This window comes from Pseudomonas frederiksbergensis (assembly GCF_003732665.1).
Lineage (GTDB): Bacteria > Pseudomonadota > Gammaproteobacteria > Pseudomonadales > Pseudomonadaceae > Aquipseudomonas > Aquipseudomonas frederiksbergensis_G.
Genome location: NZ_MOBP01000001.1, coordinates 346,639 through 362,968 on the forward strand (window position 1 = coordinate 346,639; position 16,330 = coordinate 362,968).

Annotated in this window: 13 protein-coding genes; 2 read left to right on the forward strand and 11 right to left on the reverse strand. The window is 61.7% G+C overall.

Annotated elements, in window-relative coordinates; all coding sequences use genetic code 11:
- Window positions 1-31 precede the first annotated feature (31 nt).
- From BK665_RS01565 to BK665_RS01600, 8 genes are all read right to left on the reverse strand, one after another.
- The gene (locus BK665_RS01565; RefSeq protein WP_123402538.1) at window positions 32-1,615 is read right to left on the reverse strand and encodes an AAA family ATPase; all 1,584 of its coding nucleotides are present in this window, start codon (window positions 1,613-1,615) and stop codon (window positions 32-34) included.
- A gap of 10 nt (window positions 1,616-1,625) precedes the next feature.
- Window positions 1,626-2,726, reverse strand: a complete 1,101-nt coding sequence (aroB, locus tag BK665_RS01570; protein WP_123402539.1) for a 3-dehydroquinate synthase — start codon at window positions 2,724-2,726, stop codon at window positions 1,626-1,628.
- A 151-nt stretch (window positions 2,727-2,877) separates the two neighbouring features.
- Window positions 2,878-3,396 (reverse strand): shikimate kinase AroK, encoded by a 519-nt coding sequence (aroK, locus tag BK665_RS01575; RefSeq protein ID WP_123402540.1) that lies wholly within the window; start codon window positions 3,394-3,396, stop codon window positions 2,878-2,880.
- Between the two features lie 4 nt (window positions 3,397-3,400).
- The gene (locus tag BK665_RS01580; RefSeq protein ID WP_123402541.1) at window positions 3,401-5,476 is read right to left on the reverse strand and encodes a type IV pilus secretin PilQ; all 2,076 of its coding nucleotides are present in this window, start codon (window positions 5,474-5,476) and stop codon (window positions 3,401-3,403) included.
- A 13-nt stretch (window positions 5,477-5,489) separates the two neighbouring features.
- Window positions 5,490-6,017 carry a pilus assembly protein PilP gene (locus tag BK665_RS01585; protein WP_123402542.1) on the reverse strand — a complete coding sequence of 176 codons (528 nt, stop codon included), beginning with the start codon at window positions 6,015-6,017 and terminating at the stop codon, window positions 5,490-5,492.
- On the reverse strand, window positions 6,014-6,637 hold the full coding sequence (pilO, locus tag BK665_RS01590; protein ID WP_123402543.1) for a type 4a pilus biogenesis protein PilO: 624 nt from the start codon (window positions 6,635-6,637) through the stop codon (window positions 6,014-6,016). Before pilO ends, BK665_RS01585 begins: the two co-directional genes overlap by 4 nt.
- Complete coding sequence (locus BK665_RS01595) at window positions 6,634-7,200, reverse strand: PilN domain-containing protein (RefSeq protein ID WP_123402544.1); 567 nt, start codon at window positions 7,198-7,200, stop codon at window positions 6,634-6,636. The genes pilO and BK665_RS01595 overlap by 4 nt, the downstream gene beginning before the upstream one ends.
- The gene (locus BK665_RS01600; protein ID WP_123402545.1) at window positions 7,200-8,264 is read right to left on the reverse strand and encodes a pilus assembly protein PilM; all 1,065 of its coding nucleotides are present in this window, start codon (window positions 8,262-8,264) and stop codon (window positions 7,200-7,202) included. The genes BK665_RS01595 and BK665_RS01600 overlap by 1 nt, the downstream gene beginning before the upstream one ends.
- A gap of 215 nt (window positions 8,265-8,479) precedes the next feature.
- On the opposite strand from BK665_RS01600, the gene BK665_RS01605 reads away from it, so the two are divergent.
- Complete coding sequence (locus BK665_RS01605) at window positions 8,480-10,924, forward strand: penicillin-binding protein 1A (protein WP_123402546.1); 2,445 nt, start codon at window positions 8,480-8,482, stop codon at window positions 10,922-10,924.
- Between the two features lie 341 nt (window positions 10,925-11,265).
- On the opposite strand, the gene BK665_RS01610 is transcribed toward BK665_RS01605, so the two are convergent.
- The 3 genes from BK665_RS01610 to rpmE form a co-directional block, all read right to left on the reverse strand.
- The gene (locus tag BK665_RS01610) at window positions 11,266-12,534 is read right to left on the reverse strand and encodes a malic enzyme-like NAD(P)-binding protein (protein ID WP_010464435.1); all 1,269 of its coding nucleotides are present in this window, start codon (window positions 12,532-12,534) and stop codon (window positions 11,266-11,268) included.
- A gap of 183 nt (window positions 12,535-12,717) precedes the next feature.
- Window positions 12,718-13,518 (reverse strand): thermonuclease family protein, encoded by an 801-nt coding sequence (locus BK665_RS01615; RefSeq protein ID WP_123402547.1) that lies wholly within the window; start codon window positions 13,516-13,518, stop codon window positions 12,718-12,720.
- Between the two features lie 14 nt (window positions 13,519-13,532).
- Window positions 13,533-13,763, reverse strand: coding sequence for a 50S ribosomal protein L31 (gene rpmE / locus BK665_RS01620; RefSeq protein WP_054054615.1), 231 nt, complete (start codon window positions 13,761-13,763; stop codon window positions 13,533-13,535).
- A gap of 291 nt (window positions 13,764-14,054) precedes the next feature.
- Between rpmE and BK665_RS01625 the strand changes: the two genes are divergently transcribed.
- The gene (locus tag BK665_RS01625) at window positions 14,055-16,274 is read left to right on the forward strand and encodes a primosomal protein N' (protein ID WP_123402548.1); all 2,220 of its coding nucleotides are present in this window, start codon (window positions 14,055-14,057) and stop codon (window positions 16,272-16,274) included.
- The last annotated feature ends 56 nt before the right edge of the window (window positions 16,275-16,330 follow it).

Sequence of the window (16,330 nt, forward strand, 5' to 3'; positions counted from 1 at the left end):
GAGAGGCGGCCTGGGTAAGGCCGCCGAATCATCAGCGAGCTGTAGCCAGTTCCTGTTGGACGCTGGCGACGGAGCGAGGCCAAGGTTTACCAGCCTGAACCTTCGCTGGCAAGGCCTTGATAGCGGTAACGGCTGCATCGCGGTTGGCGAAGCTGCCGTAGGTGATGACGTAAAGCGGTTTGCCGTTCAGCACTTTCTTGAAATAACGGTACTCGCCGCCCTGCTCCTTGACGAAGGTTTGGGCAGTGGCTTCGGAGCTGGTGCCGAGGATCTGCACCACGTAGTTGCTCGTCGGCTGCCCGGCGTACCAGGTGCCACCGGCAGCCTTGGCCACGGTAACCGGCTTCTCGGCCGGTTTGGCGGCGACCACAGGCTTGGCTGGCGCTGGCGCCGGTTTGGCCACTGGCGCAGGCGCTGGCTTGGCGGTAGCGACCTGGGTCGGTGCCGGGGCCGGTTTGGCGGCAGGCGTCGGCGCAGGGCCAGGCTGGATGCCCGCAGGCGGCGCAACAGTGGTCACAGTCGGCGGTGTAGCGCTGGAGCCTTCGACCGGCACGCCGTCGTCGCCTTCAGTGATACCACCGGCCGCTTCGGCCAGTGGGCTGCGCATGACCGGTTGCTGCTGGCCGACCAGCGGCAACGGCATCGGTTGCGTGTTACCGGCGAACTCCACCGAAGGCGCGCCCCCGGCAGCGTTAGGTTTTGGCGTGCCCAGTGGCAACTGCGCCTGTTCGTTGGCCGGTGCGCCGGTGGTCGGTGTCTTGCTGCGGCCCGGCATCAGCCAGGCGGCGGCTACCGCGACCACGACTACGGCGGAAATCGCCAATACGTGTTTCTTCGGCATGTTGAACCCCATACTTGGACGCTTAACCGCTGTGCGGCTGGCAATCATGGCTTCGATCATCGCATCGCGGGCGACCTGGTTGATGTTGCCAGGCCAACCGTCGGAGCTTTCGTGAATATCAGAGATCTGATCCGCGGTGAAAAGTTCGATACCCCGACCGGCGCCTTCGAGACGCTGGTCCAGATATTCGCGGGTTTCTTCTTCGGTGTAGGGCTGCAATTCGATGACGTGGAAGCGCTCTTCCTCAAGGCTCAACGCCTCCAGTTGCGCAATCAGCGACGACTCGCCGAACAGGAACACATGAGGGCGACCCTCCGGTGCACCGGCGGCCAGGGCCATCAAGGCTTCCAGGGCGGATTCATCGAGTTGTTCGGCGTCGTCCACCAGCAAATAGACTTCCTGTCCGGTCAGCGCGAGCTGCACCACTTGGGACAGGATCGCGCCGATTTCGGCCTGGGCCACGTTCAGCGCCTGGGCGATTTGACGCAGCACACCCGCCGCATCGCCGGCGCCACGGGCGGAAACCACCACGCTTTGCACGGACTGCTTGTTGGTGCTGGCCACCAGGGCCTGGCGCAACAGGGTCTTGCCGCTGCCTTGCGGGCCAGTGACCACCAGCAGCAACTGGCTGTAACGGGCCAGGTGATGCAGTTGCCCCAGCACCGGTTTGCGCTGGGCCGGGAAGAATTTGAAGCCAGGCACCCGTGGAGCAAAAGGGTCATGACTTAACTGGAAATGGCCGAGGAAAGCCTCGTCGGCATGCAAACTAGTCATCGGGATCTTATTAACCTTTAAGCTGAGCCAGGGCGCGGTAATCCGCTCCCAGCGTGGCCTGTAGAACCTCTTTCGGATAATCGTCGGTCACCACCGCTTCGCCCATGTGGCGCAGCAGCACCAGGCGCAAACGACCGTCGATCACTTTCTTGTCAATTGCCATGTGTTCGAGAAAATCGGCTTCGGTCATCTCCTCAGGTGGGATGACCGGCAGGCCGGCACGCTGGAACAGGCGAATACCGCGATCTCGCTCTTGTTCGCTGATCCAGCCCAGGCGCGCGGACATTTCCAGCGCCATTACGGTGCCAGCAGCGACCGCTTCACCGTGTAGCCACACACCATAGCCCATGTGGGTTTCGATGGCGTGGCCGAAGGTGTGCCCCAGGTTCAACGTGGCGCGCACGCCGGTTTCTTTTTCGTCGGCGCCCACTACCTCAGCCTTGGCCTCGCAGGAGCGCTTGATAGCGTACGTCAGGGCGACCTGATCCAGGGCGCGCAGGCGATCGACGTTTTCTTCGAGCCAGGTGAGGAACGGCTCGTCGCAGATCAGCCCGTACTTGATGACTTCGGCCAGGCCCGCAGACAGTTCGCGGGCCGGCAGGGTATTGAGGGTGGCGGTATCGATCAGCACCACGTTGGGCTGATAGAAGGCGCCGACCATGTTCTTGCCCAGGGGATGGTTGATCCCGGTCTTGCCGCCCACCGAAGAGTCGACTTGCGACAGCAGTGTGGTCGGCACCTGGATGAAATCGACGCCGCGCTGGTAGCAGGCGGCAGCAAAACCGGCCATGTCACCGATCACGCCGCCACCGAGGGCGATGACCGTGGTGCGGCGGTCGTGCCGGGCGGTCAGCAGGCCGTCGAAAATCAGTTGCAGGGTTTCCCAGGTCTTGAAGGCTTCGCCGTCGGGCAACACCACCGAGACGACGGAGAACTGTGCGAGGCTTTTGGTCAGACGTTCGAGATAGAGCGGCGCCACGGTCTCGTTGGAGATGATCGCCACTTGCCGCCCGCGAATATGCGGGGCCAGCAGCTCGGGCTGATCCAACAAACCTTCGCCAATATGAATCGGGTAGCTGCGCTCGCCTAGATCGACCTTGAGTGTCTGCATGTGTCCCCACAGTGAAGATGGAATCAGGCGTCCTGCCTTGAGTTAACAAATGTGCGCGGCGCCTGCTGGTGTAACGCCGTTTGATAGCCATCCGCCACAACCTCGGGCGGCCATGACAGGACGCCGAGGATAGCGCATTTCGCGCCGCGCTTTAACGGGGCGGAAGTTGCTGCAAGCGTTCGAGGATGTCTAGCACGACCATTCGCGGCGGCCGCTCATCGGTTTCCACCACCAGATCGGCGATTTCCCGATAAAGCGGATCGCGGATCGCCAGCAGGTCACGCAGGGTCTTGGCCGGATCGGCGGTGCGCAACAGCGGACGATTGCGATCACGGGAAGTGCGACCGACTTGCTGCTCGACGGATGCGTGCAGATACACCACGCGCCCCCCGGCATGCAGCGCCCGACGATTGGCTTCGCGCATCACTGCACCGCCGCCAGTCGCCAGCACCACGCCGTCGCAGGCGCACAGCTCTTCGATCATCGCTTGCTCGCGATCACGAAAGCCGGGCTCGCCCTCTTTATCGAAGATCCACGGGATATTGGCGCCCGTGCGCAATTCAATTTCCTTGTCGGAATCTTTGAATGGCAGGCGCAGCTCTTTGGCCAGCAACCGGCCGATGGTGCTTTTTCCAGCCCCCATCGGTCCAACAAGAATCAAATTTCGCACAGAATCAATGACTCACAGCAATCGCCTGGTTGTTCATGATACGCGGAGTGAGAAATACCAGCAGCTCGGATTTTTTCTCCGAAACCACGTCACGCCGGAAAAGGCGGCCAAGATACGGCACATCGCCCAGAAATGGCACCTTATCTACAACCTTGCTCTGAGTATTTGAGAAAACCCCGCCGATGACGATGGTCTCGCCGTCGTTGACCAGCACCTTGGCGTTGACCTCGTTTTTCTTGATCGGCGGCACGTCCTGGACCTTGTTGAGGTAATCCGGTTCGTCCTTGGTGACCTTGACCTCCATGATGATGCGGTTGTCCGGGGTGATTTGCGGCGTCACTTCCAGGGACAGCGAGGCTTCCTTGAACGATACCGACGTGGCGCCGCTGGAGCTGGCTTCCTGATAGGGAATCTCGGTGCCCTTGAGGATTTTCGCGGTTTCCTTGTCGGAGGTGACCACCTTGGGCTGCGAGACAATTTCGCCGTTGCCGGTCTTCTCCATCGCCGTCAATTCAAGGTCGAGCAGCACGTTGTCGGTGATGAAGGCGATGCCGATCCCCGAGGTGTTACCCGCCGTGCCCATGTCGACGAACGGCGAGTTGGTACTGGTGCTGCCCGGCGTGCCGATGGTGGTGGAAGAACCGTTGCTGACACCCGAAGTGTTCCAGTTACCCTTGTTCTGCACCGAGCCGCCCCAGCGCACACCGAGACTCTTGTCGTAATCGACGTTGGCTTCGACGATCCGCGCTTCGATCATCACCTGGCGCACCGGGATATCCAGTTGCGCGACGATCCGCCGAAGCTCGTCGAGGCGATCCTGGGTCTGGTAGGCGATGATGTTGTTAGTCCGCTCGTCGACGGTGATCGAACCACGCTCGTCGATTTTGGCCTCGGCACTGGTCACCGAGGTAAAGAGCTTGGCGATATCGGCAGCCTTGGCGTAGTTGACCTGCAACAGCTCCCGACGCAGCGGCGCCAGCTCGGCAATCTGTTTCTGCGATTCCAGTTCCTGGCGCTCACGGGCGGCGATTTCATCCGCCGGCGCGACCAGCAGGACGTTGCCGATCATGCGCTTGTCCAGGCCTTTGGTTTTCAGCACCAGGTCCAGCGCCTGATCCCACGGCACGTTCTGCAGACGCAAGGTGATGCCGCCCTGCACCGTATCGCTGGCCACCAGGTTGAGGTTGGTGAAGTCGGCGATCAGTTGCAGCACCGAACGCACGTCGATGTCCTGAAAATTCAGCGAGAGCTTCTCGCCGGTATAGGCAAACCGTTCGGCGTTGCGCTTTTGCAAGTCGTCGGGGGTCACCGGGCGGATGCTGACGGTCAGTTTGTTGTCGGTCTGGTAGGTCGAGTACTCGTAGGCGCCGACAGGCTCGATGCTGATCACCGCCCGATCTCCCGTGGCACTGGCGTTGACGAACTGCACCGGTGTGGCGAAATCCTTGACGTCCAGGCGCACGCGCAACGGGTCAGGCAATTGGGTCCGGGCGAAACCGAGGATGATCTTGCCGTCATGCTCCTGGATGTCCGGGGCAATGGATGGGTCCGACAAATCGATCACCACATTGCCTTCGCCCTGGGTGCCGCGCTGGAAATCCACGCCGCGAATGGCTTTGCTCACGGGTGCGTAAGTTTTCGCCGGGGCCGGGGTTGCGGTTGCGACGCGCGGGGCGACGGGCTTGGATGCCGTGCTTTTTGCGCCTTGCCCGACAACCACGTACAGCTTGTTACCTTCGACCCGGGAGCTGTAGGGCGTCAGTTGGGTCAGGTTGATGATCAGGCGCGTGCGGTCCTTGGCCTCCACGACGGTGGCGCTGCGGGCATTGCCGCCGCCCAGGTCGCGATTCTTGCTGGCCAGTTTGCTGACCACACCCGGCAGATCCAGGGCAATGCGCGCCGGTTGCTCGGTGGTGTAGCCATGGGGCGGCGGTGGCGGCCCGTCGAAGGTCAACTTCAACTCGACGCGGTCACCCGGCAGCGCGGCGACATCCAGCGCGTTGAGAGTGGCCGCTTGGACCATCGGCGACAGCAGCGCTATCCATAGCGAAATACCGAGGGTTGAGAAAATCCTGTTCATTATTCGAGTTCCACTATGAGTGCTCTTTCAAAGGGATGGTCCGTGGCCGTTCCAGCCAGGCGCCTTCGCCGTCGGGAACGATTTCGACCACATCGACTTGCGAGCCGCTGATGGCGACGATCCGCCCATCGTTACGCCCCAGGTAATCGCCGACTTTCAACCGGTGCACACCGCCCGCCCCGCGCAGCAGCGCAAAGGAGCCGGTGGCATTGGAGATCGTGCCGACCATTTCAAACTGCTCGATGTTAAAACCTTCGAGGTATTGCTTGACCCGGTTGGGGTCAGGCTTAACGTTGCGCGAGCCGTGTTTCTGGCCGGCCACGTCAAATTTGACCTGCCGGGAAAACGGGCTGCGCAGGTTGGCGGCGCTGTAGGTGAATGTGGGGTAAGACCGGAATGTCGGGGTTGGTTCAATCTTGCCCGGCGGACGCAGGCGCATTTCGTTCATGTACGCGTCCAGGTCGCCGAAGCTGTTGTCACCGCCGCAACCGGCCAATCCGGCCAGCAACACCACTGTCGAGATGCAACGAAAAGGGGTCATTTTTGCAGCCCCTTGTCGTTATAGCGGTAGGTCTTGGCGAGGATGCTCATGCGCAGCTTCGTGCCGCCATCGGGATTGGCTGGCGCCAGATCGAAGTCATGCAAGGTGACGATTCGCGGCAGCCCGGCCACACCGCTGACGAACGTCGCGAGGTCGTGGTAGGCGCCGGTGACGGTGATCTGGATCGGCAACTCAATGTAGAACTGCTGGGTGACTTCCGGCAGCAACTTGATCTCTTCGAACTCCAGGCCACTGCCCAGGCCGGTGCGGGTGATGTCTTCCAGCAGGCCGGGCACTTCGGTGTCGCTGGGCAATTGTCGCAGCAGGACGCCGAAGGAGTTCTCCATCTCCTTCATCTGCTGGGTGTAGAGCTCCAGGTTGGCCGCCATGCTGGCCTTGCTGGCGAACTGGTCCTTGAGCGTCGACTCTTCAGCGCGTTTCAGATCAAGCTCGTTTTCCAGGTCGCTGATGTAGAAGTTGTAACCCAGGCCCAGCACCACGGCCATCAGCAGAATACCCGCCAGCGCCTTGATGGCCGGCGGCCAGGAGCCGATGTTGTTGGTGTCCAGGTCGTTGATGTCGATCTTGCGCAGGCCGTCGAACCATTCGGATGGACTCATTTGGCGACCTCCATCGTGGCAGGCTGGGTCTGACGAACGGTCAGTTGGAACACATTCGCCTGGTCCAGCTGACCGGCGGTCGTCGCCTTGACCTCGGTCAGGCTCGGCGCGTCGAACCAGTCCGAGGCGTCAAGATTGCGCATCAGCTCTGAGACTTTGTTGTTCGACTCCGCCGCGCCAGTGATGGACAGGGTCTTGCCGCTCATTTTCACTTCGGTGAAATACACGCCGTCCGGCAGGGTCCGCGCCAACTGGTCGAAAATCCGCCCGCTGATCTGCCGGTTGCCTTGCAGGTCCTGGATGATGCGCATGCGCTCCACCAGTTGCTGGCGCCGGGCCTTGAGCTCGCTGATTTGCTTGATCCGTTCATCGACCACGGCAATCTGTTTGTTCAGGTAATCGTTGCGCGCCACTTGCTGGTTGATGGCGCCGCTGATGACTTGGTCGGCTATCAGCACCAGCCCCACCGAACCGACCAACACGCCGACCAACGCCAGCAAAAAGCGCTTTCGGCGTTCTTCGCGCAGTTCTTCGCGCCAGGGTAAAAGGTTGATCCGCGCCATCAGTCGAAACTCCTGAGGGCCAGACCGCAGGCAATCATCAGGGCCGGCGCATCGCTGGCCAGGGCACCGGCGTTGACCTTGCTGCTCAGGGCCATGTCGGCGAAGGGGTTGGCGACCTGGGTCGGCGTGCCCAGGCGCTGCTCGATCAATCGATCAAGCCCGGGCACCGAAGCCGTGCCGCCAGCCAGCAAAATATGATCGACCGAGTTGTACTGGCCGGACGCATAGAAAAACTGCAATGAGCGCGAAACCTGTTGCACCAGGGCTTCGCGAAACGGCTGCAACACCTCGCTGACGTAGTCGTCCGGCAAACCGCCCTGCTTCTTCGCCAGCCCGGCCTGCTCGACGGTAAGGCCATAACGGCGCTGGATTTCTTCGGTGAGCTGGCGACCGCCGAACAATTGCTCGCGGGTGTAGATGATGCGGCCGTTGTGCAGCACGCTCAGGGTGGTCATGGTCGCGCCGATGTCCACTACCGCGACGGTCGGGCGTTCCTGATGGGAGGCGAGTTGGGTCGCCAGCAAACCGAAGGAGCGTTCAAGTGCGTAAGCCTCGACATCCACCACTTTAGCGGTCAGCCCGGCCAGGGCCAGGGCCGCCTCGCGCACTTCGACGTTTTCTTTCCGACAGGCGGCGAGCAGCACATTGACCCGTTCAGGGTTGCGCGCCGACACGCCCTGAACTTCGAAATCGATGGCGACTTCGTCCAGTGGGTATGGAATGTATTGGTCGGCCTCGATCTTGAGCTGGTTTTCCATCTCGTCGTCGGAGAGCCCGGCGTCCATCTCGATGGTCTTGGTGATCACCGCCGAACCGGCCACGGCCACCGCGACATTGCGGATGCCGGTGCGGGCCTTGAGCAGCACGCGAGACAGGGCCTGGCCCACGCCTTCGAGCTCGGCGATATTTTTCTCGATCACGGCGCTGGCCGGCAGCGGTTCCACTGCGTAAGCCTCGACGCGATAGCGGTCGCCCTGGCGGCTCAGCTCCAGCAGCTTCACCGACGTGGAGCTGATGTCGATCCCCAGAACCGTTCTGGTCTTTTTGTTGAAGAGTCCTAGCACTACCAATTCCCTATGACTATCCGTGAGTTACGGACTCTGTAATGTGTATTGCGTTCAATCACCCCGTCTTGACAGAAGCGCCAATGACGCCCCCTGCGGAAAAATGCTTATAATGCCCAGCGTTTTTTTCCGCTTTTACTGCCAGCGCGGGTCTTTCTCTATGTAGTCGAGACCCTGACGCCAAATTCATTCTTTGCCCTGGATGTCCAAACGCCTTGATTCGTCTGCTGAAATTTTTCGGTTGGTCCATCGTCGCCGTTTTCTGCGGACTGCTTTTAGGTCTCAGTGGCGCCTATCTTTACCTTAGTCCGGGTTTGCCGTCCGTGGAGGCGCTGAGAAGCATTCAGTTGCAGATTCCTCTACGGGTATACAGCAGCGACAACAAGTTGATTGCAGAATTTGGCGAAATGCGCCGCACTCCGATCCGGTTCGCCGACATTCCCCCCAATTTCATCAATGCGTTACTAAGTGCTGAAGACGATAACTTCGCCAACCACTATGGCGTCGACCCGAGCAGTCTGATGCGCGCGGCCACTCAACTGGTCAAGAGCGGGCACATCCAGTCCGGCGGCAGCACCATCACCATGCAGGTGGCGAAGAACTTCTTCCTGACCAGCGAACGCAGCTTCTCGCGCAAAACCACCGAAATCCTCCTGGCCTTGCAGATCGAGCGGCAGCTGACCAAGGACGAAATCCTTGAGTTGTACGTGAACAAGATCTATCTGGGTAACCGCGCCTACGGCATCGAGGCGGCGGCGCAGGTCTACTACGGCAAATCGATTCGGGATGTGAGCCTGGCGCAGATGGCGATGATCGCCGGCCTGCCTAAAGCCCCGTCGCGCTTCAACCCGCTGGCCAACCCGGCCCGCAGCAAGGAGCGCCGCGACTGGATCCTGGGGCGCATGTATAAGCTCGGGAAAATCACCGAAGCCGACTACACCACCGCGATCAACGAACCGCTGAACGCCAGCTATCACGTGCCGACCCCGGAAGTGAATGCGCCGTACATCGCTGAAATGGCCCGGGCCGAAATGGTCGGTCGCTATGGCAGCGACGCCTACACCGAAGGTTTCCGCGTCACCACCACGGTGCCGAGCAACTTGCAGGAAATGGCCAACACCGCGGTCCACGAAGGTTTGATGACCTACGACCAGCGTCACGGCTATCGTGGCCCCGAATCCCGCCTGCCGGGCAAGACCCGCGAGGCCTGGGCCACCGAACTGACCAAACAGCGCACCATCAGCAGCCTTGAGCCGGCCATCGTCACCCAGGTCGACAAGAACGGCGTGCAAGTGATGACTCGCACCGGCGACGAACACGTCAGCTGGGACAGCATGAAGTGGGCACGGCCCTTCCTGAACACCAACAGCATGGGCGCCAATCCGAAGCAGCCGTCGGACGTGGCCCAGGTCGGCGACCTGATTCGCGTGCAGCGCCAGCCGGACAACTCGCTGAAGTTCAGCCAGATTCCGCAGGCCCAGGGCGCATTGGTATCCCTTGATCCGCAGAACGGTGCGATTCGCTCGCTGGTCGGCGGTTTCGCCTTCGAGCAGAGCAACTACAACCGCGCCTTGCAGGCCAAGCGCCAACCAGGTTCGAGCTTCAAGCCGTTCGTCTACAGTGCCGCCCTGGATAACGGCTACACCGCCGCCACATTGGTGAACGACGCGCCGATCGTGTTTGTCGACGAGTACCTGGACAAGGTCTGGCGTCCGAAGAACGACACCAACACCTTCCTTGGCCCGATCCGTCTGCGCGAAGGTTTGTACAAGTCCCGTAACCTGGTGTCGATCCGACTGGTGCAGGCCTTGGGCGTAGACCGCACCATCGACTACATCAGCAAGTTCGGCTTCAACAAGCAGGATCTGCCGCGCAACCTGTCCCTGGCCCTGGGCACCGCGACCCTGACGCCGATGGAAATCGCCACCGGTTGGAGCACCTTTGCCAACGGCGGCTACAAGATCACCCCGTACATCATCGACAAGATCGAAAGTCGCAACGGCGACACGCTGTTCGTCGCCAACCCGCCGAGCGTGCCCCAGGGTGGCGCGGCGACCGCAGGCCTGGCCGCACCGGCCGCGCAGCCGTTCACGGTCAACGCGACCCCGGGCGAAGCGGCAACCGCTCCAGGCACAGTGGCGCAAACCCCGGCCCTGGCCGAGCGTATTGTCGATGGCCGCACCACGTTCATCCTCAACAGCATGTTGGAGGACGTGATCAAGCTCGGGACCGGCCGTCGTGCATTGGCCCTGGGCCGTCCTGATATCGCGGGCAAGACCGGTACGACCAACGAATCCAAGGATGCGTGGTTCTCCGGTTACAACGCTGATTACGTGACCACGGTCTGGACCGGTTTCGACCAGCCTGAAAGCCTGGGTCGCAAGGAGTTCGGCGGCACCGTCGCGCTGCCGATCTGGATGAACTACATGGGCGCCGCGCTCAAAGGCAAGCCGCCACACACGCAAGCGGAGCCGGAAGGCATCCTCAGCCTGCGGGTTGACCCGGTCAGCGGTCGTGCGGCCACGCCAAGCACACCAGGCGCCTACTTCGAGCTGTTCAAGGCCGAAGACACGCCACCATCGGTCAACGAACTGGGTAACGGCACCGCGCCGGGCAGCCCGCTGCCGGCGGACGAAGCGGCGCCGATCGATTTGTTCTGATCCGGTAGCGCGACGCAAAAGCCCCGCCTTCGAGAGAAGAGCGGGGCTGATCGTTCCCACGCTCCGCGTGGGAATGCCTCTACGGACGCTCCGCGTTCGGCTACGAGCAGGGACGCGGAGCGTCCCGGGCTGCATTCCCACGCAGAGCGTGGGAACGATCAAATCATGTCGAATATAAAGCCGTCTTCGCGAGCAAGCCCGCTCCCACAGGGAGAACGCATTCCCATGTGGGAGCGGGCTTGCTCGCGAAGAGGCCGGCACTGACGCGGCAAAACTCCCAGGCATAAAAAAGCCCCGGCTCACTACGAGCCGGGGCTTTTCGGTTGAAGCGCTACAACGACTTAGCCGTTGAACACGTCATCCACGCTTTTCAGCGGGTAGTTCTTCGGATACGGCAGGGTCGCTACGCCGGTCTCGATGGCGGCTTTGGCTACGGCATCGGAGATCACGGTGATCAGGCGGGCATCCATTGGTTTCGGGATGATGTACTCACGACCGAATTCCAGCTTGATGCCGCCGTAGGCGTCGCACACTTCCTGAGGAACCGGCAGCTTGGCCAGTTCGCGCAGGGCGTTGGCGGCGGCCACTTTCATTTCTTCGTTGATGCGCTTGGCGCGAACGTCCAGGGCACCGCGGAAGATGAACGGGAAGCCCAGTACGTTGTTGACCTGGTTCGGGTAGTCCGAACGGCCGGTGGCCATGATCACGTCGTCACGGGTGGCGTGAGCCAGTTCCGGGGCGATTTCCGGATCCGGGTTCGAGCACGCGAACACGATCGGGTTGGCCGCCATGGACTTCAGGCCTTCAGCGCTCAGCAGGTTCGGGCCGGACAGGCCGACGAACACGTCTGCACCGGTCAGGGCGTCAGCCAGGGTGCGCTTGTCGGTCGCGTGAGCGAAGACAGCCTTGTACTGGTTCAGGTCGTCACGGCCGGAGTGGATCACGCCGGTACGGTCAACCATGAAGATGTTTTCGATATTGGCGCCCATGCTCACCAGCAATTTCATGCAGGAGATGGCGGCCGCACCGGCGCCCAGGCAGACGATCTTGGCGTCGGCCAGGGTTTTGCCAGCGATTTCCAGGGCATTGATCATGCCGGCGGCGGTCACGATCGCGGTGCCGTGCTGGTCATCGTGGAACACCGGAATGTCGCACTGTTCGATCAGGGCGCGTTCGATCTCAAAGCACTCAGGTGCCTTGATGTCTTCCAGGTTGATGCCACCGAAGGTGATGGAGATGCGCTTTACGGTGTCGATGAAGGCTTGCGGGCTTTCGGAGTCGACTTCGATATCGAACACGTCGATGCCGGCGAAGCGCTTGAACAGCACGCCTTTACCTTCCATCACTGGCTTGGAAGCCAATGGGCCGAGGTTACCCAGGCCGAGAATCGCGGTGCCATCGGAAATGACTGCAACCAGGTTGCCTTTACCGGTGTATTTGTAGGCCAGTTCAGGATCGCGGGCGATTTCGCGTACTGGTTCGGCTACGCCGGGGCTGTAAGCCAGCGACAGGTCGCGGGCGGTAGCGGTGGCCTTGGTGAGCTCGACACTCAGCTTCCCTGGACGAGGATGGGCGTGATATTCGAGAGCGGCAGTTTTCAAATCAGACATGTGGGCATTCCGCTTTTTACTGTTGGACAGACGGACCGCCGAGGATACGCGTGTCGCAAAGTCCCTACAAGACTGACCGGTCACCCCTGTCAAGCGCCCTGCCCTACGACTTTGGGCCAAGAGCCGCTGAACACAAGGGATAGACTGTTCACAATCGATTTAAAAAATGTCTACAATTTTTTATCAGCGGCCCGTCTGAAGCATCGCCGGATCACTCAACGGTAACATCCAGCGTGGCTGACCCTCCTTGAGTCCACCACGGCGCGAACGATCCAGTACCCAGCCTCGCGCCTCGATTCGCCTGCCCTTGAGTCGCTCCAGCGTGGCGACATCAAACCGATCCAGCAAATTGGGTGCAACACGCAATACAACCGCGTCCTGCAACTCGATCCAAACCCCGCCGCGATTGCGCTGCACCTTGCTGACACGACCGCTGAGCACGGCAAAACCGGAGGCCTTGATCTGCTCCGCTTTCAGTACAGGCGATTGCCGCCACAGGCCGAGGCCGGCCTGCCGGGCCGCACGTTCCGCCGCTTGCTGGCAACGCACCAAATCGACATTCGGCGCTACCGCTACCTGAAAACCCAGGCCTTCGGCGAGCATTTGCGCTTCAAGATTGGCGCCGTCGGCGCTGTAGACATGGGCCAAGGTACGACCGTAGCGATCCCTGGCCTCTTTACCGGGCAGCAAACCGACCCGGCCGTTGCTGGCGGCCACCAACGCTTCCAGGCGTTTGCGCGCCGCCACGGCGAACGGTTCGTCGCTGCGGCCTTGCTTGCCCAGCTCCGGGGTGTTCAAGCCGATCATGCGCACACTGCGGCCATCGCTCAGGCGCAAGGTGTCGCCATCTACCACCCGCTGCACCGCGACTGGCGTCAAACCGCTCGGCGTCGGGCAAAAGGCCTGAGCGCCGCAAAGCCAAATCGCAGACACAAAAAAGGCGCCCACGAGGGACGCCTTTTTCATTAGCAAGGAAAAGCCCATAGGGCCTTTGAACCTTACTCTGCTGCAGCAGCAGGTTTCTTGCCGAAGGCACCGAAACGGTCTGCGAAGCGCTGTACACGGCCGCCAGTATCCAGAGTCTTCTGCTTACCGGTGTAGAACGGGTGGCACTCGTTGCATACGTCGATCGCCAGAGGCTTGGCCAGGTTCGAACGGGTTTCGAACTTGTTGCCACAGCTGCAGGTAACTGCGGTGACTTCGTATGTTGGATGGATATCGGCTTTCATGATGTATTCCTCAGGCTAGCGTGCCGCCACTCAACACCATTGTTGAATACCGCACGTAATTAGGCCGCGGATTCTACCAGACAATGCCAATCACGCAAGCTGTCGCTTAAACCGGTCGTCTGCTAGGCTCCCGGCACTTAACACGATCCCTGTGGGAGCGGGCTTGCTCGCGAAGAGGGCGTGTCAGTCACTATTTATGTCATCTGACACACCGCTTTCGCGAGCAAGCCCGCTCCCACAGGTTATGCGCACAGCCTTTCATTTATTGCCTGCTCAAAGAGATCCCCCCGCGTGCCCGACGCCATTTTGCGCCTCGCCCTGCCATCGCCCCTGCGCCGCCTGTTCGATTACCGTGCCCCGGCCGGAGTCCTGCGCGCCCAGTTGCAACCGGGCATGCGCCTGCGGGTGCCGTTCGGCCGGCGGGAGATGATCGGGATTCTGGTGGAGGTCACCGACACCAGCGAAGTGCCGGTGGAAAAGCTCAAGCCGGCCATCGCCCTGCTCGATGCCACGCCACCGCTGCCGCCGGCGTTGTTCAAGCTGTGCCTGTGGACGTCTCAGTATTACCAGCACAGCCTCGGCGACACCTTGAGCTGGGCGTTGCCGGTGCTGTTGCGCCAGGGCGAACTGGCCGAGGCCCGCCAGGAACGCTTCTGGTCCGCCGCCCCCGGAGCCAGCCTTGATGATCCGCGCATTGCCCGCGCCCCGCGCCAGCGTGAAGCCCTGGCGACCCTGGCCCAGCACCCCCACGGCGTCGCCCATCAGTTGCTGAGCAAACTGATGCTGAGCAAGGACAGCCTCGACCTGCTGCTGGCCAAAGACCTGGTGCAAGTGGAAATCCGCAAGCACGCTCCCGGCGCTCGCCACGAACATTGGCTGGCTCAACCGGAGTTGCCGCTCAACCCCGAGCAGCGCGCCGCCTACGAAGCGATCCGCGCCGGTTTCGACAGTTATCACGCGTTTCTGCTGGCCGGCGTCACCGGCAGCGGCAAGACCGAAGTCTATTTGCAGCTGATCCGCGAAACCCTCGAAGCCGGCAAGCAGGCGCTGGTGCTGATCCCGGAGATCAACCTCGGCCCGCAGACCCTGGCGCGCTTCGAGCAGCGTTTCAACGCACGCATCGCCCTGATCCACTCGGCGGTCAACGATCGCGAACGCCTGGAAGCCTGGCTCGCCGCCCGGGACGGCGATGCCGACATTATTATCGGCACCCGTTCGGCGCTGTTCACGCCAATGAAAAACCCCGGCCTGATCATCATCGACGAAGAGCACGACGGCTCCTATAAACAGCAGGAAGGCCTGCGCTACCACGCTCGCGACCTGGCCTTGGTCCGTGCGCGGCAGGAAAACATCCCGATTGTCCTAGGATCCGCCACGCCTTCGCTGGAAAGCCTGCATAACGCCTACACCGGTCGTTACGGCCTCTTACGCCTGAATGAGCGTGCCGGTGGCGCCAAGCAGCCACGCTTCCTGCGCCTGGATGTGAAAAGTCGTCCGCTGGACAGCGGCATTTCCGGGCCGATGCAGCAAGCCATCGGTCAGACCCTCGCCGCCGGCCAGCAAGTGCTGGTTTTCCTCAACCGCCGTGGTTTTGCCCCGACGCTGCTCTGCCACGATTGCGGCTGGATGTCCGAATGCCAGCGCTGCGATGCACGGATGACCGTGCACCAGCGCTCCGGCGAACTGCGCTGCCACCATTGCGGTTATGTCGAGCGCGTGCCCCGGCACTGTCCGAAATGCGGCAAGGTCGATCTGCGGCCAGTGGGTGCGGGCACCGAGCGCGCCGAGGAACGTTTGGCGATTCTGTTCCCGGATGTGCCGGTGCTGCGGGTCGATCGCGACAGCACCTCGCGCAAGGACGCGATGAATCAACTGTTCGCGACCATCCAGAAAGGCCAGCCGTGCATTCTGGTCGGCACGCAGATGCTTGCCAAAGGGCATCACTTCCCACGGGTAACGCTGGTGTCGATTCTGGATGCCGACGGCGGGTTGTTTTCCGGCGACTTCCGCGCCAGCGAGCGCATGGCGCAGTTGATCGTGCAAGTCGCCGGTCGCGCGGGCCGGGCCGAAGAGCCGGGCCGAGTGATCATCCAGACCCACCTGGCTGACCATCCGCTGCTGGTGCAACTGACCGAACAGGGTTACTTCGCCTTTGCCGAACAGGCTCTGAGCGAACGCCGCGCTGCCGGCCTGCCGCCCTTCGCGCATTTGGCGCTGCTGCGGGCCGAAGCACACAAACCGGGGCAGGCCGAAGGTTTCCTCGATGAGGCGTGCAGCGAGGCGGAACGATTGCTCGCTGAGCAGAATCTGAGCGGTATCGAATTGCTCGGGCCAGTGCCGGCACCGATGGAGCGTCGTGCCGGGCGCTATCGGGCGCAGTTGCTGTTGCAGGCCACGGCCCGGGCGCCGTTGCATCGGTTGCTCAGTAGTTGGTTATTGATGCTGGAACAGATGCCGAGTGGGCGGGCGGTGCGGTGGTCTCTTGATGTCGATCCCGTCGATTTGTATTGATCAGGCGATTGCCTTCGCGGGCAAGCCTCGCTCCTACAGGTTATGTGTCGATCGAA